20 protein-coding genes and 2 pseudogenes are annotated in these 26,826 nt (G+C 40.4%); 12 read left to right on the forward strand and 10 right to left on the reverse strand.

The features are described from left to right. Positions 1 to 209: 209 nt before the first annotated feature. Positions 210 to 794: pseudogene (locus tag H6G32_RS03510) on the reverse strand (aldo/keto reductase); the annotation flags it as partial. Between the two features lie 395 nt (positions 795 to 1,189). Here H6G32_RS03510 and H6G32_RS03515 point away from each other — a divergent pair. From H6G32_RS03515 to ssuC, 6 genes are all read left to right on the forward strand, one after another. After that, positions 1,190 to 2,917: an iron uptake porin gene (locus tag H6G32_RS03515; protein WP_190454827.1), complete on the forward strand. Its 1,728-nt coding sequence runs from the start codon at positions 1,190 to 1,192 to the stop codon at positions 2,915 to 2,917. A 315-nt stretch (positions 2,918 to 3,232) separates the two neighbouring features. Beyond that, entirely contained in the window at positions 3,233 to 4,054 is an 822-nt protein-coding gene (locus H6G32_RS03520; RefSeq protein ID WP_190454953.1) for an NADPH-dependent oxidoreductase, read from the forward strand. Between the two features lie 465 nt (positions 4,055 to 4,519). Further along, positions 4,520 to 5,329 carry an ATP-binding cassette domain-containing protein gene (locus H6G32_RS03525; protein ID WP_190454830.1) on the forward strand — a complete coding sequence of 270 codons (810 nt, stop codon included), beginning with the start codon at positions 4,520 to 4,522 and terminating at the stop codon, positions 5,327 to 5,329. 715 nt (positions 5,330 to 6,044) lie between these two features. Continuing rightward, on the forward strand, positions 6,045 to 7,160 hold the full coding sequence (locus H6G32_RS03535; protein WP_190454836.1) for an aliphatic sulfonate ABC transporter substrate-binding protein: 1,116 nt from the start codon (positions 6,045 to 6,047) through the stop codon (positions 7,158 to 7,160). Between the two features lie 36 nt (positions 7,161 to 7,196). Then, complete coding sequence (locus H6G32_RS03540; protein ID WP_190454839.1) at positions 7,197 to 8,060, forward strand: TauD/TfdA dioxygenase family protein; 864 nt, start codon at positions 7,197 to 7,199, stop codon at positions 8,058 to 8,060. 403 nt (positions 8,061 to 8,463) lie between these two features. Further along, positions 8,464 to 9,306, forward strand: coding sequence for an aliphatic sulfonate ABC transporter permease SsuC (gene ssuC, locus H6G32_RS03545; RefSeq protein ID WP_190454842.1), 843 nt, complete (start codon positions 8,464 to 8,466; stop codon positions 9,304 to 9,306). A gap of 53 nt (positions 9,307 to 9,359) precedes the next feature. Here ssuC and H6G32_RS03550 read toward each other — a convergent pair whose 3' ends face one another. The 8 genes from H6G32_RS03550 to H6G32_RS03585 all read right to left on the reverse strand — a co-directional run bounded on the left by H6G32_RS03550 (position 9,360) and on the right by H6G32_RS03585 (position 17,888). Further along, positions 9,360 to 10,646 (reverse strand): MFS transporter, encoded by a 1,287-nt coding sequence (locus H6G32_RS03550; RefSeq protein ID WP_190454845.1) that lies wholly within the window; start codon positions 10,644 to 10,646, stop codon positions 9,360 to 9,362. After that, positions 10,612 to 11,070 carry a MarR family winged helix-turn-helix transcriptional regulator gene (locus H6G32_RS03555; protein ID WP_190454847.1) on the reverse strand — a complete coding sequence of 153 codons (459 nt, stop codon included), beginning with the start codon at positions 11,068 to 11,070 and terminating at the stop codon, positions 10,612 to 10,614. Before H6G32_RS03555 ends, H6G32_RS03550 begins: the two co-directional genes overlap by 35 nt. Positions 11,071 to 11,088: 18 nt before the next feature. Continuing rightward, positions 11,089 to 11,943, reverse strand: coding sequence for an ABC transporter permease (locus H6G32_RS03560; protein WP_190454850.1), 855 nt, complete (start codon positions 11,941 to 11,943; stop codon positions 11,089 to 11,091). Continuing rightward, on the reverse strand, positions 11,900 to 12,754 hold the full coding sequence (locus H6G32_RS03565) for an ATP-binding cassette domain-containing protein (protein WP_190454853.1): 855 nt from the start codon (positions 12,752 to 12,754) through the stop codon (positions 11,900 to 11,902). The genes H6G32_RS03560 and H6G32_RS03565 overlap by 44 nt, the downstream gene beginning before the upstream one ends. Before the next feature lie 364 nt (positions 12,755 to 13,118). Further along, on the reverse strand, positions 13,119 to 14,723 hold the full coding sequence (gene murJ / locus H6G32_RS03570; RefSeq protein WP_190454857.1) for a murein biosynthesis integral membrane protein MurJ: 1,605 nt from the start codon (positions 14,721 to 14,723) through the stop codon (positions 13,119 to 13,121). Positions 14,724 to 14,896: 173 nt separating this feature from the next. Continuing rightward, on the reverse strand, positions 14,897 to 15,751 hold the full coding sequence (locus tag H6G32_RS03575) for a hypothetical protein (protein WP_190454859.1): 855 nt from the start codon (positions 15,749 to 15,751) through the stop codon (positions 14,897 to 14,899). Between the two features lie 57 nt (positions 15,752 to 15,808). Next, positions 15,809 to 16,315, reverse strand: coding sequence for a pentapeptide repeat-containing protein (locus H6G32_RS03580; protein WP_190454862.1), 507 nt, complete (start codon positions 16,313 to 16,315; stop codon positions 15,809 to 15,811). Positions 16,316 to 16,379: 64 nt separating this feature from the next. Next, positions 16,380 to 17,888 (reverse strand): LCP family protein, encoded by a 1,509-nt coding sequence (locus H6G32_RS03585; RefSeq protein WP_190454864.1) that lies wholly within the window; start codon positions 17,886 to 17,888, stop codon positions 16,380 to 16,382. Positions 17,889 to 18,003: 115 nt separating this feature from the next. Here H6G32_RS03585 and H6G32_RS03590 point away from each other — a divergent pair, with 115 nt between their 5' ends. The 4 genes from H6G32_RS03590 to H6G32_RS03610 all read left to right on the forward strand — a co-directional run bounded on the left by H6G32_RS03590 (position 18,004) and on the right by H6G32_RS03610 (position 22,902). Continuing rightward, complete coding sequence (locus tag H6G32_RS03590) at positions 18,004 to 19,068, forward strand: mannose-1-phosphate guanylyltransferase (RefSeq protein WP_190454866.1); 1,065 nt, start codon at positions 18,004 to 18,006, stop codon at positions 19,066 to 19,068. Between the two features lie 322 nt (positions 19,069 to 19,390). Continuing rightward, on the forward strand, positions 19,391 to 21,034 hold the full coding sequence (locus H6G32_RS03600) for an ABC1 kinase family protein (RefSeq protein ID WP_190454869.1): 1,644 nt from the start codon (positions 19,391 to 19,393) through the stop codon (positions 21,032 to 21,034). 6 nt (positions 21,035 to 21,040) lie between these two features. Next, positions 21,041 to 22,021 carry an ABC transporter ATP-binding protein gene (locus H6G32_RS03605; RefSeq protein ID WP_190454873.1) on the forward strand — a complete coding sequence of 327 codons (981 nt, stop codon included), beginning with the start codon at positions 21,041 to 21,043 and terminating at the stop codon, positions 22,019 to 22,021. 92 nt (positions 22,022 to 22,113) lie between these two features. Continuing rightward, positions 22,114 to 22,902 carry an ABC transporter permease gene (locus tag H6G32_RS03610; protein WP_190454876.1) on the forward strand — a complete coding sequence of 263 codons (789 nt, stop codon included), beginning with the start codon at positions 22,114 to 22,116 and terminating at the stop codon, positions 22,900 to 22,902. Positions 22,903 to 22,985: 83 nt separating this feature from the next. Here the strand turns inward: H6G32_RS03610 and H6G32_RS03615 are convergent, their stop codons facing one another. Continuing rightward, positions 22,986 to 23,243, reverse strand: a complete 258-nt coding sequence (locus H6G32_RS03615) for a hypothetical protein (RefSeq protein ID WP_190454880.1) — start codon at positions 23,241 to 23,243, stop codon at positions 22,986 to 22,988. Between the two features lie 440 nt (positions 23,244 to 23,683). Here H6G32_RS03615 and H6G32_RS03620 point away from each other — a divergent pair. Both H6G32_RS03620 and H6G32_RS03625 read left to right on the forward strand, forming a co-directional pair. Beyond that, positions 23,684 to 24,647, forward strand: a pseudogene (locus tag H6G32_RS03620) (RNA-guided endonuclease InsQ/TnpB family protein). Positions 24,648 to 25,188: 541 nt separating this feature from the next. Then, on the forward strand, positions 25,189 to 26,805 hold the full coding sequence (locus H6G32_RS03625; RefSeq protein ID WP_375539786.1) for a protein kinase domain-containing protein: 1,617 nt from the start codon (positions 25,189 to 25,191) through the stop codon (positions 26,803 to 26,805). Positions 26,806 to 26,826: the final 21 nt, after the last annotated feature.

Genomic DNA, 26,826 nt, shown 5'->3' on the forward strand with positions numbered 1-26,826 from the left:
TCTTAATGATAAGTCTTTAACCGGACACGATATCATATTATGTCAGGCTAATTACCCTGTAGAGACGTTTCATGAAACGTCTCTACACTAAATTCATACTTGGTTTCAGCAACACCTTATTCTTTTTAGGCTTGCTATATCTCTCAATATCCTAAGTTCTAGCGTAGCCCTATATCAATCCTAACAGTTGTAATTATACTAAGAAAGACTTAAGGTACTGGATTAGGATAACGAGTATGAATAGCATCTATTTCTGCTAAAATTTCTTTATCTAAAACCACATTCACACCGTTGATATTTTCTTGTAATTGTGCCAAACTTGTCGCTCCAATAATTGTACTTTTCACAAACCAACGACTTTTGACAAATGCGATCGCTAATTGGGCAGGTTTGAGATTATATTTTTTAGCAACTTTTACATAAGCCGCTACAGCTTCCTGAACATTAGGTTTTAAATAGCGTTGTCCAAAGCCCGGAAACAAAGATATTCTGGTATTTTCTAATTCTTGATTTTCTATGTATTTACCAGTCAAAAAACCAAAACCAAGAGGACTGTAAGCTAATAAGCCAACATTTGTATAGCGAGAAACTTCTGATAAAGCTGAATCAAAGTTGCGGTTGAGTAAATTGTAAGCATTTTGAGTCGTCACAACTTTAGGTAATCCCAGTTCATTCGCAATGCGAATAAACTCACTCACCCCCCAAGGCGTTTCATTACTCAAACCCAGATAGCGAATTTTTCCAGCTTTAATAACATCAGCGAATGCTGCTAACTGTTCAGAAATTGCAACAGTACTAAATCTACTGATTTATCGGAGTTAATAGATAAAAACGTATAATATCATACAAAATTGAGATATACAACCCTTTGTAGCAATTAATTTAAAATTAGAAAAAATGTATCCAAGAATACTCTGATTCTAGATTTTTTGTGAAATACTGCTATCTATCCAAGACTAACTACAGTAAGTCAATCAAATTACCGTGTTATTGAAAATAAATTCAATAAGGTAATTTTGTTCCTACTAGAGGTCTTTATCTTATTACGAATACAAATATTACCGAGGATAGACATTTTATAGGAAAGTTCTATCTGAGAAGTTCTGATCTTTTTCCTATAGTAAGTGCAAAATCATTTGTGATTTCGTACTGAATCAAATTCTGTGTGTGCGTGTGTGTAGTGATCAAAATGAAAAAAACTGCTTGGAATTTATTGCTAACCTTGCCAATATCTGTAGTGCTATTAGTCTTAGCAGCTAATACGAAAACTCTTGCCAGTGAAAGAGGAGGAGAAAATGAGACAACAGATAAAGAGACTTTATCACCTCTCAACATAAATATTCCTGCCTCTGACAACGTTAGTCAAATAATTTCCCAACAAGAACCTGTACAAGGACTTTCCTCTTCAGCTGATGAGTCACAAGTTACATCTGTATCTCAGCTTTCAGATGTCCAACCGACTGACTGGGCTTTTCAAGCTTTGCAATCTTTAGTAGAACGCTATGGTTGTATTGTTGGCTATCCAGATAGCAAATATAAAGGCAATCATTCCTTAAGTCGCTATGAATTTGCAGCAGGACTAAATGCTTGCTTAGATCAAGTCAACAAACTTATTGCATCATCTACATCTGATCTGGCTTTAAAAACAGATTTGCAAACCATACAGCGCCTAACTGAGGAATTTAATACCGAACTTACTCAATTACGCGGAAGATTAGATAGCTTAGAAGCACGGACAGCAGAGATAGAAGCCAATCAGTTCTCGACAACAACCAAACTAAGCGGTCAAGTTCAGTTCGTGCTGGGAGGAGTTCTCGCGGGCAATAACGTTATCACCAAAAAACCCGCACCCCGTACCATCACATTTCAAGACCAGGCTCGCTTAGTTTTAAATACCAGTTTTACTGGTAAAGATCAACTGCGACTAACACTCTCAGGTGGAAATATTGAGTCTTTAGGAGGAAGAGGAACTGGAATTTTTGGAACTTTTGATGGCAGAACCGCAGATAATCGCAGTCCTCGTTTCCAACCCAATCAGATTGTTCTTGGTGGTATCCGTTATCGTTTTCCAATTGGTAAAAAGACACAATTCAACATTTTTGCTCAGTCTGATGGAGCCAATGAAATCGGCTTAAGTGGTCCGACAAATCCATTTGAAGGGTCTGCTTCTAATGGGATATCAAGATTTTCCCGCCGGAATATGGTCTATAACTATGGAGATACAGGTCCGGGAATTGCCATACTCCATAATCTGAATGACCAGTTTCAATTAGGGTTATCATACAGTGCGCCTAATGGTGACAACCCTCTACCTAATAATGGCTTATTTACAGGCAGATATGTCGCCTTTGGACAAATAACATACTTTAGCCCCAAGAAAAATTTTCGGCTTGGTTTGAGTTACGCTAATACCTACAGCGCGCCAGGTGCAACGGGTCAAAGTGGAACAAACTTTGGGCCAGCCGCTGGCAGTAACTTGGCAAACAGCACTGTAGCCGGGGCAGGAACAGTAGGAAACCTTTATGGCATTGGGGCATTATATAAACTTAATCCGAAGTTGGCAATCAATAGTTTTGTGGGTTATTCAGCCCATCGTTATTTGGGACATGGAGATGGTCAGGTCTGGAACTGGGGAGTAGGACTAACATCTCCTGATTTGGGAAAAAAAGGTAGCTTAGGCGCTATTTTTGTGGGTATGGCACCAACACTAACTAGCCTGAGTAAGAATGTAGATTTGGGAGCCGGCAAGGGTCAAGCAGATAAAGATATCTCTTTGCACGTTGAGGGATGGTATCAATATAAACTTACTGATAACATTGAAGTTACGCCTGGATTTATTTGGGTTACTGCACCAGACTCGGATGCCAGCAATCCTAGTAGTCTAGTTGGTTGGCTTCGTACTACCTTCAGGTTTTAACTTTCAAAATCAAGTGCAGGCTGTATAGAGCAGGAAAGTGTTGAAATTAATTTCTAAACAAATTAATGTTAAGGAAGCAGTACTTACACCTGAGCAATACACTGCTTTGTCACTAATAGGACTAAAGCTGTGCGTCACACTCAATGTTTCTTGTAGGGTGCGTCAGTCGCTCTGCTCTAATTTTTAATTGCTCAAGACGCACCTTACTAATTATGCCAGTTGTGTAAGTCTTGACTAAAAGTACAGAAAGTAAAATTGTGTACTTTCATCCATCTTTAAGCTAAAAATTGATAGTTAAAACAATTACGAATTATGGTGAATAATCCAACGGAATTACTCAATCACCGTTATGGTCATGGAAAGTTTAATCCAGATATTCCCTGGAGTGAAACATTAGCCACTCTGCTATCTCATCGGTCGATTCGTGCTTACTTACCTGATGCCTTACCTCCAGGAACTTTAGAAGTTTTAATAGCCGCAGCCCAATCTGCATCTACTTCCTCGAATCTTCAAGCTTGGAGTGTAGTTGCGGTGGAAGATCCAAATCGCAAAGAAGAATTATCGAAACTGGCTAATAATCAAGCACATATTCGCCAGAGTCCTCTCTTTTTAGTGTGGCTAGCAGATTTAGCAAGATTGACATATATCGCCGAAAATCGGGGAGTACCCCATGAAGGTTTGGATTATTTAGAAATGTTTCTGATGGCAGCCATAGATGCAGCATTGGCGGCACAAAATGCGGTAGTTGCAGCAGAATCTCTTGGTTTAGGAACAGTGTATATCGGTGCATTGCGGAACAAACCAGAGGAAGTGGCGCAGGTTCTGAATTTACCTCCCCATGTGGTTGCTGTGTTTGGTTTGTGTGTTGGTTATGCTGATCCTATAGTGAATGTAGCTATTAAACCACGGTTGCCTCAGTCTGTAGTGCTACATAGGGAAATTTATCAACTTGCAGAACAAGATGAGGGAATATCACTCTACAACCAAATCATGAAAGATTTCTATAGTTCGCAGCAAATGAACATTCCTGGTGATTGGTCAGAACATTCTACTAAAAGGGTAGCATCTGGCGAGTCTTTATCTGGTCGGGATAGGTTGGGGGAGGCTTTGAAGAATTTGGATTTTAAATTACGTTAAATAGCTCTCAAATACAAATTATTTTGCTTGATATAAGCAATTAATTAGTTAATTGCGAAGAATTTTAATGATGTAAATCCCCACTAGTTTATGGGGATTTTTTTTGTACAATTAGATTAAAAAATACTTGCTTTTTGAATCTAATTGTGTCAAACTAAAACAAAGCTACGGCAATCCTACCGAGTTACTGTAGTTTGTGCCTAAAACAATGTTGGTTGAACAACAAACATATTGGTATCAATGCTAGATGCTTGTTTACTAAGGCTTTTGCTTGAGAGACACTCAAGCCGATTGAGGGGAAGTTTCTGTCAATTCACTGGTGTTCTCAAACCGAAAAATAAATAAACATTAGCTAGACATTGTAGAAATTTCGGTTGTAAAGAACTTTTTACGAGCGTTGCTTATTTTTAGTTCACACTTTTGCTGAACTGACTAGTAAAAAATCTAAAATGAGAGGTTTTGAATATGACTAATCAAGTAAAAGGAATGCAATTAAATCTTGAAGGGCTGACCAAGTCTTTTGGAAACAAAACTGTTTTACAAGAAATTGATTTGGAGATTCAGCCAGGAGAATTTGTAGCCATTGTGGGTCGGAGTGGCTGTGGTAAAAGTACAATGTTGCGTTTAGTTGCTGGGCTAGACGCCCCCAGTGGCGGCAATGTTTTATTGAATGGCAAATATACTGAACAGCGCATGAATCCAACTATCCGTATGATGTTTCAAGATGCGCGATTGTTACCTTGGCAGCGAGTGTTGGCAAATGTAGAGTTAGGTTTATTAGGTTCTAACTCTAAAGTTTATGCCAAACAAACAGCTTTACAAGTGCTGCGTGAGGTGGGCTTAGAAGACCGCGCCCATGAATGGCCTTCCGTCCTTTCTGGTGGACAACGGCAACGGGTAGCTTTAGCAAGAGCCTTGGCTAGTAAACCTTCTTTATTACTACTAGATGAACCCTTGGGAGCATTGGATGCCCTAACCAGAATTGAAATGCAGCAATTATTAGAACGTTTATGGCAAGAACAAGGATTTACAGCACTGTTAATTACCCATGATGTTGAAGAAGCGGTTGTACTGGCAGACCGAGTAGTTTTGATTGAAAACGGTCAAATCAGTATGAATGTGAAAATTGACCTCCCACGACCACGGGCTAGAGGAAATGCGAAGTTTGCGAAAACTGTGGAGAGTATTTTAGACAGAGTAATGGGTAAGCAAGAATCCCTACAAAAAGAATTAGTAGCAGAATCTGCTTATTTCCTGAGTTCAGTGTCTGCATAAATGCCGTTATTAGAAAGTATTTGGAGACAGCATGATGACTATTGCCATAGAACGTCCTCAAAAAACCAAATCTGCACAGATACGGGAAAAGTTAGGTTATCCTGTTGAGGTGCAAGTTTGTACGCAGATATCCTTTGGCATTGGGAAAGCCGTAACCGAGAATTTTTGCAAAATAACAATCCTGTAAATATAGATAGGCATTACTGCGCGAACTTTTTGCTACTTAGGGCATAAAATTAGTAGAAGGTCGTTTGGATAAACTCGGTGATACTTTAGTATTCGACGGTAAGTTATTTTCACCAGAAGATTCAGGAGAATTGGATGAATTTGGTGCAGCAGGAATTGAACAATCCTGAAGATGTGTAGAAACGATTTTTGAATCATTTCTATGATGTAGCGAATCAGATGATACTCGTGTTTAACATAGACACTAGCGGGACTTACGCACCTTCACTCTCTACAATCCCGCCCGTAGATTACAAATTATGCGATCTCGGTAATTGGGTACTCAATCAAGAATTGCCAATTGTTACTCAATATTCCTAACGCCCAATCTTTCGCCACAGTATGCCTCTACTACAGCTAATTGAGGTAGGTAATTCCACCTTATTTGCCAATTTATGAAAATTGCAAAATGAGAACAATTAAAAATTCTTCAATTTAGAATTAATTCAATTTTGCATTAAAAAAAAGCAACAAAAAGGTAAGTTGATAAATGGAAAATTGGCAAGATAAATTTGAATCATGGAAACGCCGACGTATCAGTCGCCGTCATGCCTTATTTGCTTTTGGCTACAGCTTAGTATTATCTACCACGCTGTTTAGTTGCAGCAACCCCCAGAATGACACTCAGCGAAAAGCGATCCTATCTACTTCCAACACAACAAATACATCTAGTATATCTAGCTCTAGTAATAGTAAAAAAGTAGTCAGAATTGTCCGTGCTAAACAACTTACCGCCCTTGCAGTTTTAGAAAAGCAAGGTATTCTGGAAAAACGATTAGAACCACTAGGTTACAAAGTTGAATGGTCTGAATTTGCCGCTGGCCCCCAACAGCTAGAAGCTATAAATGCAGGTGGACTTGATATTGCTTCTACAGCCGAATCACCCCCAATTTTTTCCCAAGCCGCTGGCACACCTCTTGTATACTTAGCAGCTAACTCCTCTGATGGTCAAGCAATTTCACTTTTAGTTCCTGTCAATTCCCCAGTTAACAATTTCAAAGATTTGAAAGGTAAAAAAATTGCCTTCCAAAAAGCATCTATTGGTCATTACTTAACAGTTAGAGCCATAGAAAAAGAAAATTTTAAACTAACTGATGTAGAGTCAATTTTTCTAGCACCTCCAGATGCTAATGTAGCCTTTAGTCAAGGTAAAGTTGATGCTTGGTTTATCTGGGAACCATTTGTGACTAGAAACGTAGAAAACAAAGTTGGTCGTGTGCTGATAGATGGCAGTGGAGGTTTGCGAGATACTAACAACTTTTATTCCACAAGTCGCAAATTCTATCTAGAAAATCCTGAAGTAATTAAAGTATTTCTGGACGAATTACAAAAAGCACAAGTCTGGTCAAGAAATCATCCGAAAGGAATTGCTCAGTTGCTCACCTCGGCAACTCAGCTTGATGTACCAACATTAGATAAAATGCATAGCAAATATGATTTTAAATTAGTGCCAATTACTGAAGAAGTTATCACAAAGCAACAGGAAGTAGCCGATAAATGGTTAAGTTTAGGACTCATACCCAAAAAGGTAAATGTCAGAGATGGGTTTTTAACTCCTGAACAATATGCCGAAATTACTCCCAAAGAAGTGCTTGCTAAAAAATAGAAATTTCTCCATAACGTTTTGACTTAATTTTTGATTATGCCCACACTTACTTTAACTAACTTCCAAATTACTCCTCTTGATGCACCATTGGGAGCAGTTGTAACTGGATTGGATGCTGCAAAACCTGTTACTCCTGAGACAATTTTGCAATTACAGCAAGCATTGCGTGACTATCATATCCTCATCTTCAAAAATCAAACCCTTAATGATGAGCAATTCTTAACCTTCTCGTTTAACTTTGGTTCGCTATTTGTACCACCAGACAATGTTCCAGTTCTAGCTTCCAAGCCAGGAGTCACACCAGTTATAATTCCCGTTGCTAATGTCGATGGTGGCTACACAGGCACAGGTGAATTAGCTTTTCATTCAGACCATAAATGGACACCCTATCCTTCTAGTGGTTCTCTACTCTATGCTTTGGAAGTCCCATCTCAAGGTGGAAATACTTCGTGGTTAAATCTGAATTTAGCTTATGAAACTTTGGATGAGTCTACAAAACAAAAAATTGCCAATTTGCAATTGATTACTTATAATCCATTTTTAAATCAACCAGGTGCGCCACGTTCAAAATATCGTTTTGATCAGAGTATACCCCTAATTAGTCCTGTCTTTCCTCACCCATTAGTAAGAACACATCCTGAAAATGGCAAGAAGATTTTATATTTAGATTATGCTACAGAGGTTGAAGTTGTCGGTTTAGATCCCCAAGAGGGTTCAGAATTAATTCAACAGTTGAGACAACATCTTCATCAGCCTCAGTTTTATTATCAACATCAATGGTCTGTAGGCGATATTGTCTACTGGGATAATCAATCTACTTTGCACTATCGGCAAGCTTTTGACCCTAATCAACGTCGGGTGATGAAACGGATTAGTTTAGCTGGTAGTCGTCCATTTTAGGTTCTGTGTTTTAGCGACAGAACTTAACCAGTAACAAATCCAAAATTGGTTGACTTGCATAGATGACAACAATTCCTGCATAGATACGATCCCACTTTATTTGAAGGTGCTGCTTGGTATTATAGCTTTTGCTAGTCTACTGAGGTACACCTTAAAAAGCGAAAGTCTTGATACAGATAAGTAGAGCAACGTAAATAATTAAAGGTTTGTAGTGAGGGCTGAAGCCCTTACTACGAGCTAGTTTCAATATTTCTTACTTTACAAAACATAGGTTGATTTTTTTTGCCTACTACTTATTACACCCCAGAGAATTAGTAAAAAATAACCTGTTTTTATTCTAACTCTCAGATTCTGACGGTAGCTAAACCTCGCCCCTAATAATCATCATCTTCACTTAATCATCATGAAAGTTTCTTCTTCTAGCGATTTTACATCAAAATATATAACGAGAAAAAATAAATCCAATTTTAAGTTTATCAAAACTCGCTACTTTGAATCATTCATACCTTGGCTTGTGCCAATAACACTAATTATAGTGTGGCAGTTCTTGTCTTCTATTGGCTTTATTCCTACGAGGATATTACCAGCACCTTCAGCAGTTATTGGTGTAACTATTAAATTGGCTCAAACAGGTGAACTTTTTAGAAATATTGGTATTAGTGCTTTACGGGCAATATCTGGGTTTTTGCTTGGGGGAAGTATTGGATTTAGCTTGGGTTTACTAAATGGTATTTCTCCAATTGCAGAAAAGTTATTAGATACATCTCTTCAGATGCTTCGTAACATTCCTAACTTAGCATTAATTCCTCTGGTGATTTTATGGTTTGGTATTGGCGATGAAGCAAGATTATTTCTGGTATCTTTGGGTGTAATGTTCCCTATTTATCTCAATACTTTCCATGGGATTCGCAGTGTTGACCACGGATTGATTGAAATGGGTAAAATTTACGGTTTAAACACTTGGGGTTTATTCTGGCGAATTATCCTACCAGGGGCAATGTCTTCAATTTTGGTGGGTGTGCGGTTTTCTCTAGGGGTTATGTGGCTGACGCTGATTGTGGCGGAAACAATTGCTGCCGATTCTGGAATTGGTTATATGGCAACTAATGCTAGAGAATTTATGCAAACTGATATTGTGGTGTTGAGTATTGTAATATATGCTTTATTCGGTAAGCTGGCTGATATAGTTGCGAAAGCTTTGGAAAACTACTGGTTACAATGGAACCCTAGTTATTTGAAGGGTTAATAATAACCTCTTCTCTGTGTCTTTGCACCTGGAGCGTGAGACTATTTCCTTTATCAATCCTCATGCAACGCTCCTAACTTCCGTATCTCCGGCCAAATCGCCGCCGTCGCCACCACCACCAAAATCGTCCCAATACCCCCAGCAACCACAGACAACACTGGCCCAAATAAAGCCGCAGTCAAACCAGACTCAAAACCCCCCAGCTCATTAGAAGCACTGATAAACACACTATTAATAGCCGCAACTCGACCCCGCAAATGGTCAGGAGTGCGAATTTGTACCAAGGTATGACGAATTACCACGCTAATACTGTCCAACGCCCCACTTAATGCCAACATCAACAAGGAAAGCCAAACCCAACGAGACAACCCAAAGATAATTGTCACAACTCCAAACCCGACAACCGACCAAAGTAAGGCTGGCCCGGCTTTGCGGATAGGTGGCAGATATACCAACAATGCCGCCATAATCAATGCACCTATAGATGGGGCTGCTTGCAAATAGCCTAATTCTACTGGACCGACTTGCAAAATATCTTTGGCAAAAATGGGTAATAATGCAACTGCACCACCCAACAAGACAGCAAATAAATCCAGGGTGATGGCTGCGAGAATTAGTTGATTATTCCAAACAAACTCAGCACCAGCAGCTAGGGTTTTTAGAGATATTGGTTCTTTAGCAAAGTTGGTTTTTTGTGGTTTGATTGCTGCGGTGAGGAAAAAACATGATAGTGCTGCGATCGCAGATAATATATATACCCCTGTCGCATTTCCGAAAATAGCAATGCTAAATCCTCCCAAAGCGGGCCCAATTACCGACGCTAACTGAAAACTACTGCTATTCCAAGTCGCTGCATTGGTAAAAGCACTCGTAGGTATTAACTGCCACATCAGCGCATCACCGGCAGGTTTGAGGAATGCCCTCCCTACACCTGTTAATAATAAGCAAGCATAAACTAGAAAAATGGCACCTTTATTAAAGGAAATAAACGCCAAAGCTATTGAGCAAAGGGCTAGCAGCAGAATTGAGAATAAAGTAATGCGTTTGCGTTGGCTTTGCCCGCCTTCGGCATCGCTCTTATCAGCAACGTGTCCCGTAATCAAAGTCAGCGCAATCATCGGTACAACTTGCGCCAGCCCTATAAAACCCAGCACCATCGCCGAATTTGTCCGCTCATATAGCTCCCAGCCCAGCGCCACAGTCTGCATTTGTCCCCCTGTGAAGAGGAGTACACGCCCAATGCTAAATAGCCGATAATCTCGAAATCTCATGGCTGCAAAAGGATCGTGTTGTGCAGCCTTACCGTTATGGAGAGTTGGTTTCTGTTTGCTCGAAGACATTTTTTAGTAGAGTCAAGCCGGATTCAATATGTGATACTTGCTCTGGTGTCAAACCCTCTAGAATATCAACGATTTCAGCGCGAGTTTTGTCCTGGGATTGCTTCAACAACACCTTTCCTTCCTTGGTCAAATTCAGGACTACTCGTCGCCGTTCTTGAGGGTTATCAGTGCGTTGCACCAGATGACGTTGGACTAATTTTTCTATAGTTGTTGATGCTGTAGCACAGGTGACGCCTAAATGTTCTGCTACCTCAGATAAAGAAGCACCAGGATTGCGATTGAGAAATGCAAGCGATCGCAACTGAGGTATAGATAAAGAATCACCACTGTGAGTCCGCATTTCGGCTCGGATAAACCGCATCAATAATGGAACCGTTTCCATAACCCTAGCGGCACATTCTTCAGAGGGTTTATCCAAACTCATAGGACGGTTTTCTCCTGATTACATCGCTACCCGTGGATAAAGTCGTCCACAGATGAAAGTTAAGCCTATTAATGTTAACAGGAGAATTGTACAGTCTAACCCGAACCCATAAATACTTGATCCATTCGCCAGCATCTGACCCCGTAAAGCATCTACCTCATAAGTTAAAGGATTTAGCCTCGAAAGAATCTGTAGCCAACCCGGCATCAACGATATCGGATAAATTGCATTACTGGCAAAAAACAACGGCATTGTCATCAATTGTCCAATTCCGGTAAACCTTTCCCGCGATTTCACCAAACAGCCGATAATTAAGGAAAAAGTGCAAAAACAACCTGCTCCCAAAAACACAATTAGCACAACTTGCAAAAAAGCCAAGGGATTGAGATTGAGTTTTACACCCAACAACAAAGCTAAAAGATAAATAAACACCACTTGGGAAAAGCAACGTACACCTGAAGCTACACTTTTACCCAACACAATCGCTGCACGGGGTATGGGAGCAGCTAGGAATTTATGCACAATCCCTAAATCGCGCTCCCAAATTAATGTCATCCCCCCAGAAAAAATGGCAACAAACAGTGCGCTTTGAGCGAGAATACCAGGAGTCATAAAATCCAAGTAAGGTATGTCTCCTGTAGGAATAGCACGAGTACGAGTAAAAACTTGCCCAAAAATCAACAGCCATAAAGCTGGTTGTACAGCCCTAATCACTAAATCACTAGGATCATGGCGAAGTTTTCGCACTTCTAATTCAGTAATTACCAGGGTTTTAGTAAATAGTTGTTTAATGGGAGAAAAAATCCCTTTTGGGCGCTGATATCTAGTTTCAACCCAGCCGTTGAGTGGCACGTCTAGTTCTTGCGGTTTCACGATAACTCACTCCTGATACTAATTGACTTCCTGCGTAGTGGATGAACACATCATCTAAGGTTGCATCTGGTTTGGTGATCGCTGCTTTTAAATCTGCGGGTGAACCCGTGATCATCTCTCTACCCTGGTTCATAATCACCACTCGGTTACAGAGAGCATCTGCTTCTTCTAAAAAGTGGGTAGTTAAAAAGATGGTTGTACCGTAATCAATCCGCAGTTGTTCCATCAGCTGCCATACTTGCGATCGCGCTACTGGATCTAATCCTACAGTCGGCTCATCCATAAATAAAATCTGCGGTTGATGTAAAATAGCTTGGGCAATTTCCAATTTCCGAATCATCCCACCAGAGTAAGTGCCGACTAAGCGATGTGCCACATCCTCCAAACCCATGAACTCTAACACCTCACGGATTTGCTGTTTTCTCCGTCGAGAAGGAATATCATATAGTTTGGAAAAAATTAAAAGATTTTCATAACCCGTCAAACTACCATCTGCTGATAAAGCTTGGGGTACATAGCCTATGACTCTTCTGACTGCATCCGGTTGACGAGTCACATCATAACCAGCCAAATATGCTTTCCCGCTACTGACTGGTAGCAGGGTAGTTAACATCTTAATTACTGTACTTTTACCTGCTCCATTTGGACCCAGTAAACCAAATACTTCACCAGCCGTAACGGAGAGGTCTAAAGCATCAACGGCTGTAAATTTTTCAAAGCGGCGCGTCAGTTCCAATGTTTCCAATATTACCGATTTTGGAACCTGTGCAGGTATTTCCGCAAATTCTGTTCTTCCCGTAAGTTTCGTCACGAGTAAAATTTACTTCCTTTCTAAAATAATTAGGTTCTCTAAGTATTAGTATCTCATATATTTTCTGGAAGTCAAGAGTTATTTACTAGTAACCAATAAACTAGACAAAGCTAGACATATATCGAAAAACTTTGACTACCTCTTAAAAAGCTATTTGGCTCGCCAGCAGCACCAACCTTGGCAACAACAAGGTTTGTACGTCTTTTTTCTCCCTCTAAGGATGAGAAGGACTACCAGCAATTGCCAAAATATAAGCCATGTTACAAAAACCTCTTTGTAGAAATAACCCTCTTCTGTCACTTTCCGAATCAAGCAAGCTGCTCAAAAACCGATGATCGATCAATCTGATGAAGAATAAAATAGGCTATTTCTTAAAAAACTTTTGACGCATCTTTGAAACAAACATATTCACCTCTGGTATTTTCAGCCAAGAAGCAATAATTGCAAATACGCCAATTCCCACCAAACCAGATATCGACAACTCAACCAGCAAAATCACTAAGCCCGATTTACCTAAAACCTGCTGACAACCAAGCAAAGTACCATAGCTAGCTACCCCAGCAGCAACACTACCAGCAGTTAAACCTAAAATCGGTATACTCCACTCTCTCCAAGGTAAACCGTTGAGTTTGCGATCTAGTAAAAATAACAGCATCAACATTGAACTGCAATTTACCCCCACCGTGGCTAACACCAAACCGGGAGCGCCAAAAGGTTTCACGAAAATCGCATCTAATACGATATTCAAGAAAATGTTATAAGTACTGATTCTAAAAGGTGTTTGTCCATCACCTAGAGCATAAAACACCCGCACCAAAACATCACGCCCTAAATAAACAAACATCCCAACACCGTAAGCGACTAACAGAGAAGATACTAACTGGGTAGCTTCTTGATTAAATGCACCACGTTCATAAACTACCTGGACAATGGGGACAGATAAGGTTACCATCAGTGCCCCTAGAGGTAGCATGGTGACAGCAGTTAGTAGCAGTCCTTGACGAATGCGTAATTTTAATTCTTGCCAATTTTCGGGGGCGGCAAGTTTGGCAAACATTGGTAACAGGGGCAATAATATAATATTAGAAATAATCCCTAAAGGAGTTTGTACTAATAGGGTGGCATAGCTAAAACCCGCTGCTGCTCCGGCGATTGGGCTAGCAAAATAGAGGTCTGTGGCGACATTAATGGGCATCATCCCGGAAGAAATTGTTGCCGGAGTCATGATTTTAATTACTTCTTGGACGGCGGGAGATTTAAAATCAAATCTGAGGCGTAATGTACCTAGTCCTAACCGCCACTGGACAATTAATTGCACTACCCATTGGAGAATTGCTCCGGCTAAAGTTCCCCAAGCTAAGACGATGCCGCCGATAAAAGCGTATTCTGGCTTAATAATATCTTTGCCATATTGCAAGGTCAAAATACCAATGCCTGCAATCAAGGTAATACTGGATAATAAAGGGCTAAGGGAGAGTAACCAGTATTGATTTGCGGCGTTGAGAGTTCCGAAACCAATGCCAATTAAGCCGGCAAATAAAGCCATTGGCGCCATGATGCGGATTTGTTGAATAGCGATCGCTCTCGTTGTCGCTTCCAACCCATAACCAACTAGATCAACGATCGCATCTGCAAAGAAAATCTGAGCAAATGTCACCACCAACAGCAATCCACCCACCAGGGTTGTCACCGTTTCCACCAAGGGTGCGGCTTCTTCTCGTTTACGCTTGGCTAAAACACTGATAATGGCACTGTGTAACGGCCCATTCACACCACCTAGTAGGATTAAGAGAAAGCCGGGGATAATATAAGCGTAACTATAAGCAGTAGCAGCAGCACCCACACCAAAAGCAGCTGCGATCGCTTGCTGTCGTACTAAACCAAAGACTTTACTAATTAACGTTGCAGCGGCAACAATGCCAGCAATTCCAGCAAAAGAACGAGAGGTTTTTTGGTCTTGTTGCGTCACGAATAATACCTGAAAACTCTTGTAGAAAGTAGCTCTGACAATATTTAACCTAAAATCGAAAATTTGAGTTGCCCTATTAAATGTTTGGAAACACATTCAGGACAAATATAAGCTCTTAGGGTTGATTTATCTGGATATTCTTTAATTTGGTGATAATCTTACTTGATTTAAAATTATTCTTGCTCTTCTTCAACATCTAGTGGACTTTTATAGTAAATGTATTCTTCATGATGTTCTCGCTGCTTTAATAGCGCTTCTACACCGTCTAGATTTATTTCTTTTAATATTTTCCTCGCTTGTATGATTGCTTCTCTAGTCATTGTTAAAGTCTTTTTGCTATCAGAGATTTCTAATAATTTTTCCTTTTCTAATACATTCAGTATATCAAAATCTAGTCCATTCCAAAAAGTAATTCCCACAAAACTTTCTTTGCAGCTTTTATTTTTGTAATTTCCCAAATAACGATTATATTCATCCCTACCAGAAAGGTATATAATCATTAAATATAAGGGTTTTAGAACTTGGTAATGGTCTATAAAGCATTCTAATTTATCTTGATTTTTTTCAAACTTGTCTACAAAACTGCAAGCTCGACTATAAGCGTCACCGTAAGATTTTGATAAATCGGTAGTCTCTATTAAATTTGGCTTTTTAGTACAATCTGCTATAAATTTATTTCCATATTTATCTGACCCTGGAAGTTCAAATACAGTAATCTCCCATCCTTTCCTTTCTTTACTATCGGAACATTGCTTCTTATTTGCCAACAATCTTTCTTTTTCTGCTTTTTCTCTGGCTTTTTCTTCTGCTATTTTTTGTTCTTTTTCTAGTTTATCTCTAGCTATTTTTTTTTCATAAGCGTCATTAGGTATTTTGAGATATTGGTTTACCTCTTGCCAAAATTTTGTATCTTTGGCGAATATACTTCTTTTTATTAAACCATCAATAAACTCTTGACCACACCATTGAATAGCATATTGTTTCAAAGCTTTTGAATTAGTGAAGGCTTCAAAATTTTTCTTTTCCATAGTTACACCCTGTTAAATCAGTAGTAGGCTAAGTTAGCCATCGTTTAACACACCCTACTATCTACATCCCAAACTGTCTCGCGTAGAAATACCCGTTACTGGATTTACGCCATCTGCTCTTTTGCATAATAGCGAGACTTGATAGCGATCAATCAAAGCATCTGTAAAATCAGCGCCAGTAACTACAGCATCATAAAAGCGGCTACGTGTCAAAGTTGCTTCTGTGAAAATAGCATTTTTCAGGTTTGCACCATCCAAAGTTACCCGATCAACCAAAGCACCCGCCAGGTTTGCACCTTCCAAATTTGCTTTTAACAAAACTCCCTTAGTCAGAATTGCATTAGTTAAATTTGCACCTTGGAAATTTGCCCCCCGCATTTCTGCCGCCACAAAAGTCACACCTACTAAATCTGTGTGAGAAAAATCTCTATTCTCTAAACTTGCGTTGTTGTAGTTGATGGTATTGATTTGAGCAAATGCTGGTTGGGGATTAATAATTATCCAAAACCAAGCCAAAATCAAAATCAAAATCAAACCTAAAAGCCGAAGTAAAATCTTTTTCATAAAATTTGTTCTTTGCCTTGTGTCATTAGTCAATAGTTTTTTGCTAATGACTAATGACTAATGACTATTTCCAGTCTTTACCAATACGGATTGTAATCTCAGATTCCAAATTCCCGCTTGCCGCCACCTCGATTTGACCCAAGCCTAAAACTTTTTGTAGGTCAACTCCTGGTTGTCGGTTCCCTTTTTCAACAAAAATCTGAGTCCGGGGTTGGATATCCGGCCAATCTGATACTGTGTAAATATTAGTAAAGCCTTTCTGTTTGAGATAGGCGATAACTTTTTCAGTTAACTGCGGTTGATTGGAAGCATTTTGAATAGCAATTTTGAGGCGAGAAACTGGTCGCGTATCAGGCTTAAGACCAGGTACATTCACCCCAACATAATCATTCAACAGGCTCTGTTGTCCAGTCATATTCAGCCAATAGCTATTAGGGTCGGCGCTGAAACGGCTGAAACTACCAGGCAACACAGTCATTTGGAACTTATCCCGTTCCATGTTCAGGGAAAAACCCGCCAACGCCATCATTTCTTCCGTCTTCAGGTTGGTATCAAAGTACTTTCGCATAATGCGAGTTAATTGAGGCAACCGAGGTAAGACAGTGGGACTACTAAGGCGTTGAAGCAAAGCCGACATTAGTACCTGTTGGCGCTGTACTCTGGGCAAATCTCCCAAACCTGCTTCGCGGAATCGGGCAAACTGTTGTGCTTGTTCACCATTGAGAGTTTGCCACCCGCTGACTAAATTCATTGACAGCCCACCAGCAGCGTCGTGATAGTCCATCGATTGGGGCACAAAAAGCTCTACCCCACCCAGCTGATCTACTAATTGCCGTAAGCCACTGGTAGAGATGCGGATGTAGCGGTCGATAGGGGCATTATTTAATGTCCGGCTGACTACCCGCGCTGCCAAGACTGGCCCACCTTGGGCATTGGCCTCAGATACTTTAGTTAATCCCTTTTCTGGAATAGCCGTGACCGTATCTCTGGGAATAGACAGCACCCGAATAGATTTATCGCTGGGGTTGAGCCTTACCAGCAGCATGGTATCGCTTGTGCCAGCAAAGCTTTCTGGAGAGCCGTCAACAGTGCCCTTAACTGGTTCAATCCCCATAATTAAAATATTCATGGGTTTTGTTAGTTTGTACCGGGATATTTCGCCCCATACATCCCCAGGTAATGGGATTTTTGCCTGATCTTTACTAGCATTTCCAGAATCTTCGTCTGTTTGATCCAGATTACTCCACAGGGGAGTCCACAGGGCCAAAGTTGATGCCAGCAAACCCGATAAAATTACCCCCAAAACAACTGTTAATATCCACAATAGCCATCGCGGCATCGTCAAGCCCAACCGGTCATAAAGCTCGCTAGGAATTGCACCTACCGAATTAACGACGTTACGGTTAGTAAATGCTGACTGTTTTGGTTTTACCTCTGGCTCCGAAGTTGTTACTGGTTGAGGCGCAAACTGATTTTCTGCCCGTTTGAGTTGTTGCTGTCTTGCCTCTTGATCTAAGGCTGGTACTTGTTGAGACGTGAACTGATTTTCTGACCATTTGACTTGTTTAATCACAATTATCTCCCCACTCAACCACTCCCTAAAGGTATGTTAATGCAAGCTAGAAATCTTGCCAGTGGAAAAGCTCACTGTACACTTGTATTGTTCTTCGGTAGGTATCTATAACAGGATGAATAGCTCATTTATTCCCGTAATCCTTGCTGGCGGTAAAGGTACACGATTTTGGCCCTTGAGTCGTCAAGACCGACCCAAGCAATTTTTAAGTCTCGATGGTAGCTCTAGAAGCCTACTACAAGCAACCGCTGATCGACTGTTAGCAATCGCCGGCGGCTGGGATTCCTTGTGGGTCATAACTTCTAGTCAAATATCTCAAGGAGTGCGAGAACAACTACCCGATCTGCCGAATCAAAACTTGCTGATTGAGTCACAGGGGATGGACACCGCCGCCGCCGTTGCTTGGGCAAGTTTAGAAATTAAAAAGCGTTACGGAGAAGAAGCTGTAATTGGCTTTTTTCCTGCTGACCACTGGATTGCTGACCAGGAGGCGTTTGTACACACTCTCAGTGCTGCTACCCAATTAGCGGCTAGCAAAGCAGCGATTGTCACTTTGGGGATCAAGCCGACTTTCTCATCAACTGGATACGGCTACATTGAACAAGGTGAAAAGATAGGTAGCTTTAATGAGTTGCCAGCTTATCACGTCAACCGCTTTACTGAAAAGCCTAACCGGGAAACGGCAGAAACTTTTTTATCTACGGGACGCTTTAGCTGGAATAGTGGCATGTTCGTTTTTCGGGCTGGGGTTGTTCTTGAGGAACTACATACCCACGCTCCAGAAATTATCGAACCCTTAGAACAACAGGGCCCTGATATATATCCCCAGTTGCCTAAAAAGAGTATAGACTATGCGCTGATGGAAAAGACCACTCTAGCATACGTCTTGCCAGTGGAATTTGGTTGGGATGATTTAGGAGATTGGAATGCGATCGAACGCTTACTAAAGAAAGAAGGGACTCCCAATGTGGAACTCGCTACCCATCTGGGGTTAGATACCCAGGGTGCAATTATTTATGCTTCAGATCCAGAAGATGTAATTGTGACTATCGGTTTAGAAGATGTGGTGATTGTGCGCGATCGCAATGTTACCCTGATTGTCAAAAAAGACCGCACCCAAGATATCAAGCAAATCCTCAAAACCCTGGAAGCTGATCCCCGATTTACCAACCTACTGTAAAAGTTAACACCCTTGGTAGAGGCTGAGAAGTGTTATTTTCTATTATAACTTGACTGTCTATGATTTTTGGTGACAGTTATGGCAATCAGCAGCTTTGAGCCTTTAGCCAAGACAGTAGCAATCAACTCTATCACCGCCTATCAAAAATATATTTCAGGAGCCAAAGGATTTTCTTGTCCCCATCGTCTGTTACATGGTGGGGATTCCTGCTCAGATAGTGGTTTTTATAATTTTGAATTTTGTATTTTGTATCCCTTACCGGAGCCGTAGGCTCTATGAGAGAATTTTTAATTTTTAATTTTTAATTTTTAATTGATTAACAATGTTCCTTACCCAAACTGTCCCTCGTCAACGAGAAATCATCGAAGTAGTCCTTCGCAATGGCTGGGACTATATGCGAAGATTACTCACTGGTGGCAAAACTGATGAACCCCAGTTACCCACGCCTGCGGTGCTAAAAAACATCTTGGTGGATTTGGGGCCAGTTTATGTCAAACTCGGTCAGCTACTCTCAACCCGTCCAGATTTACTCAACGCCGCCTACATTGAAGAACTGTCAACCCTGCAAGACGAAGTCCCGCCAGTTCCTTGGTCAGAGGTAGAAGTAATCATCCGTAAACAGCTAAAACGCCCCTTAGAAGAAACCTTCAGTATCGTCAATCATATCCCAGTAGCAGCGGGATCAATTGCCCAGACCCATCGAGGAACATTAGCAGATGGTCGGGAAGTTGCTCTCAAAGTGCAACGTCCGGGAATTGATGTGACGATCGCTCAAGATATCGCCTTAATTCAAGGTATCGCCGATTTAGTAGCGCGTACCGAATTTGGCCAGAACTACGATATTAAAGCGATCGCCCAAGAATTTACCAAAGCTTTAGAAGCCGAGTTAGATTTTACACGAGAAGCCGGTTTTACAGACCAACTGCGGCGCAATCTATCTCATAGTCGCTGGTTTGATCCCACACAACTAGTGGTGGCTAAAATTTACTGGCATTTAACCACAGAAAAATTAATGGTGATGGAGTGGTTAGAAGGAGTACCGATATTGTCAGCCAAACTTAGCAATGAAAATGGTCAAGACCCCGCCACCCAACGGAAAGCCATCACTACTTTGTTATTTCGGGCATTTTTTCAGCAACTCTATATAGATGGTTTTTTTCATGCCGATCCCCATCCAGGCAATTTATTTTATCTCACAGATGGTCGCATTGCTCTCTTAGACTGTGGCATGGTAGGTAGACTTGACCCCCGCACACAGCAGATATTAACAGAAATGTTATTAGCTATTATTGATTTAGACGCTCAAAGGTGCGCTCAGTTAACCTTGCAATTATCAGATTCTGCTCAACCAGTTATTTTAGCGCGGTTAGAAAATGATTATGACCGGATGCTGCGAAAATATTACAATGCCAGCTTAACTGATATTAACTTCAGTCAAGTATTTTATGAAATTCTGCAAGTCGCCCGCAACAATAAAATTCGCTTACCTAGCAACATGGGCTTATATGCCAAAACCTTGGCCAACTTAGAAGGGGTAGCGCGTACTTTTAATCCAGAGGTCAATCTGTTTGATGAAATCAAGCCATTAATCACAGACTTGTTTCGCCGTCAGTTATTAGGCGATAATCCAGTGCGATCGCTCCTCCGCACCGCCCTAGACCTAAAAAGCCTCTCACTGCACTCTCCCCGCCAAATTGAACTACTACTAGACCGCGTCACCTCAGAAACCTTACAGTGGAATCTATCACTCCAAGGTTTAGATGGCGTACGCCGCACAATGGACGATGCAGCCAATCGACTTTCCTTCAGCATTTTGGTAGGTTCCCTAATTATGGGTGCAGCCATTATTTCCACCAGAGCAACAACAACTCAACTATCTTTTTTAAGCAGTGCCTTATTTGCCGCCGCCAGTCTGTTAGGTTTGTGGTTAATTATTAGTATTTTGCGCTCAGGGCGTTTAAAGTAGAGCATAATGCCGATCATCGTTGCTGAAAACCTAAGTAAATTTTATCCCGTAGCCATCAAAGAACCGGGAATCAAAGGGACAATCACCCACTTTTTTCGCCGCACTTATCGCTCAATCAAAGCAGTTGAAGACGTTTCCTTTGAAATCGCCCCTGGTGAAGTAGTCGGATTTTTAGGGCCAAATGGTGCTGGCAAAACCACCACACTCAAAATGCTCACCGGGCTAATTCATCCTTCCAGCGGTACAGTTAAAGTGGCAGGACTTGTACCATTTCGTCGTCAAGAGGCATTTTTGCAAAAAATCACCTTGGTGATGGGGCAAAAACAGCAGTTAATTTGGGACTTACCCGCACTGGATTCTTTAAAAATTAACGCCGCTGTTTATAACATCTCTGACAAAGAATTCCAGCGACGAGTGGGAGAATTAACCGAGATGCTATTTCTAGAAGGCAAGCTTTCCCAACCAGTGCGGAAGTTGTCCCTAGGTGAGCGGATGAAGGCGGAACTATTAGCAGCACTTTTGCACCGTCCCCAAGTCTTATTTCTCGATGAACCAACCTTAGGGCTAGATGTCAATGCTCAGGTAGCAGTGCGTGATTTTTTGCGCGAATACAATCAGCATTATCAGGCGACAATTTTGTTAACTAGCCATTACATGGCCGACATTACGGCTTTATGTCAACGAGTGCTATTAATTCACCAAGGTAAACTGATGTATGACGGTAGCTTGGATGGACTCTTGGAGCGCTTCGCCCCTTACCGGGAAATTTATGTAGAGTTAGCCCAACCACTACCACGAGAAAAGCTTATGCTCTACGGTGATATACAACTTTTAGAAGGGCGAGCCGTGCGCTTTCTAGTCCAGCAAAAAGCCCTCACACGCACCGTAACTCAGATTTTGGCTGATTTAGAGGTAATTGATTTAAAAGTCACTGAACCACCTATAGAAGAAGTGATTGGAAGAGTTTTTCAGGCGGGATTTGTATAGTCAGTGCTGAGTGCTGACTAGCGCATTTAGGATAAAATATCCAAACAGAACTGTATGGGAAAATAGATAATTTTCTAACTGGAAAATATTAAATGAAACGGATTATTAAAAAAGCCATAACTTTGCTTCTAGTCTACTACGCCAATATGCTTGAGTATCGAGCAGAATTAGTTTTATGGGCCTTGTCTGGTTCCTTACCCATTATTCTCATGGGCGTCTGGATACAGGCGGCGCAAGGTGGAAAATTTGGTTTCGCACCTGTAGATTTTGCCCGCTACTTCCTCTCAGTTTTTATTGTCAGACAATTCACCGCCGTTTGGGTAATTTATGATTTTGAAAGGGAAGTAGTAGAAGGCAAACTTTCACCCCGGTTGTTACAACCCCTAGACCCAGTATGGCATCATATTGCATCCCATCTTTCTGAAAGATTTGTCCGAATCCCGTTTGTGTTCCTATTGATAGCATTATTTTTTATATTATATCCCCAGGCTTTTTGGGTACCAAGTTTGGCGAAAATTTTGTTGTTTACTTTAGCAACATTACTGGCTTTTTGTTTACGATTTATAATTCAATACACCCTTTCCATGTTTGCCTTTTGGACAGAACGGGCTTCGGCTATAGAAAATTTTTGGCTGCTGTTTTATTTATTCTTATCTGGGTTAATTGCACCTTTAGATGTGTTTCCCGAACCTGTGCGGACAATAGTCATGTTTACACCTTTTCCCTATTTGATTAATTTTCCAGCAAGTATTTTAGTAGGGCTACCTGTGGATTTAGCACGAGGTTTTTTATCAATTATCGGTTGGTTTTTGGTGTTTTTAGGTGTGAATCGCTTGCTTTGGCGTGCGGGATTAAAGCAATATTCCGGGATGGGAGCGTAAAAAATTCAAAATTCAAAATATGCCCACCGCTGCCGTAAGGGATACAAAATTAAGAGTTTTGGGTTTGACGCTCCCTAATTTTGCTAATTTGCCAAAAAATTAATTTTCTGAATTAGTTCTAGCAATTCATCTAGAGTATTTGCAGTCAGTATGCCCCGCTGAATTTCCTTTAGTTGCTCTAAATTGGAAATTTCAGATATTTTGGGCATCAGTTGCAAACCTTCACTGCCGAATTTAACTTCTAAACTTAGTTCAATACTTGACAGCCTCTCCAGTTGCCGTCCTTCTTCTCTACCCTTTTGCAAAATTTCCTGATAGAAGAATGATTTTTCTAACACCACGATACCCACCTGATGATTTATCTAACTTGCAGGAGTTGGAATAGTCTAAATGAGTTCCCGTAATTGGTCGAAAGTATTTACCAAAAAACTGGGTTTAAAGCCCCGTCCTTCTAGGACGGCTTTTGTTTAATTTCCGGAGCAACTCTCGAAGTACATCGTTTTGAGTACGGTTTGCTTCTGAACAATACCCCACAAGTATCTCGTATTCTTCCTCCGAGCATCTGATTGAGCATCTTTTTATGATGTCATATTGCTGTCAGTTGTGATATAATATTACCATGAAAACGCTGAAGTTTAAGCTGTACGAACATAAACGGAATAGACACCTCAAACGGATGATTAATGCCGGAGGAGTGATCTACAACCATTGTATTGCTCTGCATAAACGGTACTACCGGATGTGGGGTAAACACTTAAACTGAGCAAAACTACAGTCTCATATTGCCAAATTAAGAAAACGTAATCAATTTTGGCAATCAATAGGTTCTCAAGCAGTGCAAGATATCTGTCAACGCATAGAGAAAGCCTACCAATTATTTTTTAAACACAATAAAAAAGGAGTCAGACCACCAGGTTTTAAAAAAGTCAAAAAATACAAATCATTTACTCTTAAACAAGCTGGTTATAAATTCTTAGGTGGAAATAGAATTAAGATAGGAAAGCAAGTTTATCAATTTTATCACTCTAGAGAAATAGAAGGAAAAATCAAAACCTTAACCATTAAGCGCACCCCATTGGGCGAGTTATTTATGCTGGCTGTGGTTGCTCATGAGTCAGAGCTAGAAATCAAATCAACGACTAGTAAAATAGCGGGTTTTGATTTTGGACTCAAAACATTTCTAACTGGCTCTGATGGAACTTTAATTGATTCTCCACAGTTCCTTAAGCAATCTTTGAATGCTATCAAAAAAGCTAGTAGAATCCACTCCAAAAAGGTCAAAGGGTCAAGTAATCGGGAAAGAGCTAGAAAGAACTTAGTTCGTAAATACGAGGATGTTTGTAACCGCAGACGTGATTGGTTTTGGAAACTAGCTCATAAATTAACAGATACCTTTGATGTTTTATGCTTTGAAACCTTAAACCTCAAGGGTATGCAACGTCTTTGGGGCAGAAAAATATCAGACTTAGCTTTTGGAGAATTTCTACAAATACTAGAATGGGTAGCTAAAAAGAAAAATAAACAAGTTGTTTATATAGATCAATGGTATCCATCTAGTAAAACTTGTTCTGATTGTGGGCATATTTTAGAAAAACTGGATTTATCTGTTAGACAATGGCGTTGTCCATCTTGTAACTCCGTTAATGGACGTGATGAAAACGCCGCTATCAATATTCTCTCTTGTTGGGGCATCAACCATTGGGTTAGGTGATGTTAGACTGGCTACGCCAGCAATTGCTGTTTGACCCCAGAATCCCCACGCCTTTAGGCTGGGGAGTATGTCAAAGTCAGAATACCTCGCTGAATTGCCTTTAGTTGCGCTAAATCAGAAATCTGCGAAATTTCGGGCATCAGTTTTCAATGCTCAAAAGTATACCCCGTTTTTCACCTCGTTCTTCTCCCTCTTTCAAAATTTGTTGATACCAGGGAGATTCGCGTAATCCGGCCATATCCCACCTCATTATTTGCTGAACTAAAGCCCTATCTAATACATCGCTTTCGCGGCTTATCCATTGGAATTCAGAGTTGATGACTTCTCCAGATACAATATCGGAAAACAGTGTTACCTATTTTACTGAGTTTTCGAGGGCGAGGCTAATTAATTTTTTTGTGCTGATGTCGGCTGATTTTGCCATAGGGGGAGGAGATGGCTATTTTAGTAGTTTATGGCTAAAGAGGCGTTTTTTTTGGGGATGGTGCCCGATCTCACCCTACACTTCTACCAAAAGTTAATTTTTGTTGCTATAATCTGGTAACCGTATTTTTACTGTTAGCCCGCTAATCATGATGAGCTACTGCGTAAATCCCCTCTGTTCAAACCCACAAAATCCTGATATGGGTGACCATTGCCAAAATTGTGGCTCTGGATTATCGCTAAATAATCGCTTCCGTCCTCTTAGATTGATTGCTGAAGGAGAGTTTGGCAGAACATTTCAGGTGGTGGATAAACATAGCCTTCATGAGTCACAGTATCTCGTTAAACAGTTTTATCCTCAAAACCAAGCCGAAATATTAAAAAATAGAATTAACATTCAAACAAAAACTATAATTTCGGGACAGCTGGCTATAAAAAAATTCCAAGAGGTACATCGTAAAGAAGTACAACGACTTGCAAAATTAAAACATCCTCAAATTCCTACATTAATAACGCACTTTGAACAAGATGGATATCTTTATTTGGTAACAGAGTTTATTGAGGGTGAAAATTTACAGACAGAATTAAGTCGAAACGGAGGCTTCAGCGAATCTCAAATTTGGCAAATTCTTAATCAATTACTACCAGTCCTTAAATATCTTCATGAGCAACATATAATTCATAGAGATATCAAGCCAGAAAATATTATTCGACCTCTGAAGAATAAGCCATTGGTTCTAGTTGAATTTGATGCTGCAAAATTGGTTGCGCCTCAATCTGTTGCGCCAACTATCCAAAATACCATAGGAACTGCTGATATGGGAAGTCGTATAGGAACGCCAAACTATATGGCTCCAGAGCAATATAAAGGTAGAGAGGTTTTTTCAAGTGATTTGTATAGCTTAGGAGTTACTTGTATTTGCTTGTTAACAAATGCTAATCCATCTCAGCTTTTTGATGACGGCAGTAACTCTTGGAAATGGCAAAGTCGTAAGAAGGTTAGCGATAAGTTAGGTAAAGTTCTGAACAAGTTACTAGAGCTAGGAACTTCAAACCGCTATCAATCAGCAGATGAAGTTATACGAGATATAGCTTCACAATTACCAGGAGAAAAACCACCTAAAGATGGAGCTAAAAAGCTAAAAATCACAATCTTGAAGAAGATAGCATCACTAGGCTCAGTAACACAAGGGTTAGGGGGATTATTCGGAGTTTTTATTGCCCTAGGCTTAATTCATGTATGTTCTCCTTCTAAATCAACAGATTTATTTGCTAAAGTTCCTCTGCCTTCAGAGGGAGGAATAAACTATAGCAAGTTACGAGAAGATTTGCAACAAAAAGATTGGAAGTCAGCGGATATAGAAACTTCTGAATTACTGCTAAAAATTGCAGGTGGAAAATCACAATTACGAGGTTATATCAATTACGATGAAATCCAAACTTTATCCTGTCCTGACTTAAAAACAATTAATAATCTCTGGGTTACAGCAAGTGATGGAAAGTTAGGTTTCAGCGTTCAGCAACTAATTTATAAACAGCAAGGAAAAGAGTGGCAAAAGATGTATGACCACGTTGGATGGGGAAGATTGTCTGGTGGAAACTTTGTAAAGACTGTAGAGCAGGAGTTAGACTGGCAAACTAGAAGAATGCGTTATAAAGCAGGTATGGAGCCAATTTTTCAAAATCCTCCTGCTGGACATTTACCCATAACTGCAAGTTTAGTCCAAGGAAAAGCATTTCCACGATTTGCAGAGGTTTGTCAGTTTTAGGGTATTTTTTTAGTGATTTTT

This window comes from Cylindrospermum sp. FACHB-282 (assembly GCF_014697195.1).
GTDB lineage: Bacteria > Cyanobacteriota > Cyanobacteriia > Cyanobacteriales > Nostocaceae > Cylindrospermum.